This is a genomic window from Nocardia farcinica, from assembly GCF_029867845.1.
Taxonomy (GTDB): domain Bacteria; phylum Actinomycetota; class Actinomycetes; order Mycobacteriales; family Mycobacteriaceae; genus Nocardia; species Nocardia farcinica_A.
The window spans coordinates 1-2,289 of record NZ_JARWRU010000119.1 but is presented as its reverse complement, the minus strand read 5'-3'; the positions used below and the strand labels follow the sequence as shown (position 1 = coordinate 2,289).

Here is a 2,289-nt window from a genome sequence, read left to right as displayed (position 1 = left end):
CCCTGGCGGTCACCCTCGGCGACCCCCGCACCCGCACACTGCATCTGGCGCTGCTGACGGTGCCGTTCGTGCTCACCCTCGCCCTGGCCCTGCACACGCCGTTGGCGCTGATCGGCCTGCTGGCCGCGCCGTTGGCGGTGCGGGCCAATGCGCCGGTGCGCGGCGGACGCGACGGGCTGGAACTGATTCCGGCGCTGCGTGATTCCGGCCTGGCCCTGCTGGCCTGGGCGATCCTGTCCGCGCTGGCGCTCGGCCTCGCCTGAACCGCCCGCCCCGACGGGGCTCAGTCGCCGTCCGGGACCAGCACGCCCAGAACCCAGTTCACCAGCGAGATGATGATGCCGCCCAGCAGCGCGGCCCAGAATCCGGCGACCTCGAGACCGTAGCCGTTGGTGTCGACCACGTCGGTCAGCGCCGCGGTCAGCCACAGCATGAGCGCGTTGATCACCAGCAGGAACAGCCCGAGGGTGAGCAGGATCAACGGCAGCGCCAGCAATTTCACGATCGGCTTGACCAGGGCGTTGACCAGGGTGAACAGGGCCGCGATGGCCAGCACGACCACGACCTTCGCCCCCGTCCCCGAATCGGCCGGACTGAGGATGTCGATACCGCTCACCCACGCCGCCGCCAGCCAGATGGCCACGGCGTTGATGATCAGTCGGATCACAAGCTGCATGCGCCCATGCTAGGCGGATCGTCCCCTTTTCCGGTGGGCTCGCGTTGATTCCGGGCAGCGGCCACAGGTCCGCGCGGTCGAGTGGCGCTTCCCGGTGGCGCTGTTCAGGGACTCCACCCGGTGCCACCGTCCAGTGGCTCAGGACGGTGACACCGGCGGGTGACATCGGAGGATGACACCGGAGGACGGCGTCGGAGAGTGCCGCGGTCAGGCCGCGCGGGCGGCGTCGAGCAGGGCGTGCACCCGGGGGCGCAGCGTCTCGACGGTCTGCTCACCGCCGAGCAGCCGCAGCGTCACCGGGTTCGGCGCGCGCAGCACGGCCAGCAGCAGGTGCCCGGACCCGATGGTCCTGTCCTTGCGTGCCAGCGCCTCGCGCAGCGCCAGTTCCAGCACCTTCTTGGCCTCGCGGGTGAACGGGATGTGCCCCGCGATCCACTCCCGGCCGAACAGCCCGCCGCGGCGGGGCGGCTCGGCGCGGTCGAGCGCGTCCTCGCCGAAATTCGCCGCCAGGGTTTCGCGCACCGCGTCGAGGTCGATGCCGATCGAGCGCAGGGCCTCGGCGTCTTCAGGACCGAGCGGGGCGTCGGCGGCCGCCCGCGTCAACGCCTCCCGCGCGCTGTCCGGGGTGAGCCCGCACGCCTCGGCCACCAGCTCGGCGAGCCCGGGTTCACCCTGCCGGAGCAGGCTGAGCAGCAGGTGCTCGACGTCGATGCGCGGCGAGCGCAACGCGCGGGCCTGCTCCTGGGACCCGATCACCACGGTGCGCGCGTGCGCGCTGAATCGTTCGAACATCAGATGCCGCCCTTCTTGTTGTGCTTCTGGTGCACGGCCTGCTTGCTGACCTCGAGCGCGTCGGCGATGGCCTGCCAGGACCAGCCCTGCTGTCTGGCATTGCGGACCTGGAGTGCCTCCAAGCGCTCGAGCAGCCTGCGCAGTGCGCGGACAGCGCGCAGCCCCACCTCGGGATCGGGACTGCCCGCCGCGGCCGCCAGAGTCGTCGCTTCGGTCATGCCGTCAACTTTAATTGACGATACGTCCAGACGTCAACAAAAATTGACGCATCGACCGCGTCGTCGCTCAGGCGGCACTCCGGGACCACGCCGGAGTTCTTGACAACCCGCAGACCCACTACGACCTGATGCGGGAGAAAGGAGAGAACCCATGGGGGCTCGCGGCGATCACGCCGCGCAGGGAGTCCCGGCCGGGGCTCGGTCACCGGCCGGAGAAGTCAGAGATCCTTGGGGCCTTCGCCGTCACGGCGTTGCTGCTCACGGGAGATGCGCCAGAGGAATTCGGGGTCGTCGTCGGGGCCGAGGATCGGGCGACGACGCGGCGGGGCGGTCGGCTGATCGATTCTTCCCGGACCGAACGCCTTGTACATCAGCACTGCCACCACGATGATCGCGATGAGGGCCAACAGATATGCCACGTGGCTCACCTCCTACCCACGAGGGTAGCCCCGCGGGTGGTGGGGGGGGGGGGCGGGGGGCCGGCGGGGCGGCGGCCCGCCGCGCGGGGGGGGGGGGGGGGGGGGGTGGGGGGGGGGGGGGGGGGGGCGGCGCCCCCCCCCCCCCCCCCCCCCCCCCGCCTCCTGTGTGTCGGTCACTCGGGGG

Annotated in this window: 5 protein-coding genes and 1 pseudogene; 2 read left to right on the top strand and 4 right to left on the bottom strand. The window is 71.5% G+C overall.

Going from position 1 to position 2,289, the window contains the following annotated elements:
• Positions 1-263: pseudogene (locus QH283_RS02315) on the top strand (1,4-dihydroxy-2-naphthoate polyprenyltransferase); the annotation flags it as partial.
• A gap of 20 nt (positions 264-283) precedes the next feature.
• On the opposite strand, the gene QH283_RS02310 reads toward QH283_RS02315, so the two are convergent.
• From QH283_RS02310 to QH283_RS02295, 4 genes are all read right to left on the bottom strand, one after another.
• The gene (locus tag QH283_RS02310; protein ID WP_280501367.1) at positions 284-676 is read right to left on the bottom strand and encodes a phage holin family protein; all 393 of its coding nucleotides are present in this window, start codon (positions 674-676) and stop codon (positions 284-286) included.
• Positions 677-883: 207 nt separating this feature from the next.
• Positions 884-1,468 (bottom strand): Clp protease N-terminal domain-containing protein, encoded by a 585-nt coding sequence (locus QH283_RS02305; protein ID WP_280501366.1) that lies wholly within the window; start codon positions 1,466-1,468, stop codon positions 884-886.
• Positions 1,468-1,686 (bottom strand): helix-turn-helix domain-containing protein, encoded by a 219-nt coding sequence (locus QH283_RS02300; protein WP_280501365.1) that lies wholly within the window; start codon positions 1,684-1,686, stop codon positions 1,468-1,470. Before QH283_RS02300 ends, QH283_RS02305 begins: the two co-directional genes overlap by 1 nt.
• Positions 1,687-1,904: 218 nt before the next feature.
• A complete protein-coding gene (locus tag QH283_RS02295; RefSeq protein ID WP_280501364.1) occupies positions 1,905-2,105 on the bottom strand; it encodes a hypothetical protein in 201 nt (66 codons plus the stop codon).
• Here QH283_RS02295 and QH283_RS02290 point away from each other — a divergent pair.
• Positions 2,106-2,289 (top strand): hypothetical protein (locus QH283_RS02290; RefSeq protein ID WP_280501363.1); only part of this gene is annotated, 184 nt, incomplete at its 3' end.

Excerpts from the sequence above, each read along its gene's own strand:
- QH283_RS02305 (WP_280501366.1), bottom strand. The coding sequence starts at position 1,468 with ATGTTCGAACGATTCAGCGCGCACGCGCGCACCGTGGTGATCGGGTCC.
- QH283_RS02300 (WP_280501365.1), bottom strand. The coding sequence starts at position 1,686 with ATGACCGAAGCGACGACTCTGGCGGCCGCGGCGGGCAGTCCCGATCCC.
- QH283_RS02310 (WP_280501367.1), bottom strand. The coding sequence starts at position 676 with ATGCAGCTTGTGATCCGACTGATCATCAACGCCGTGGCCATCTGGCTG.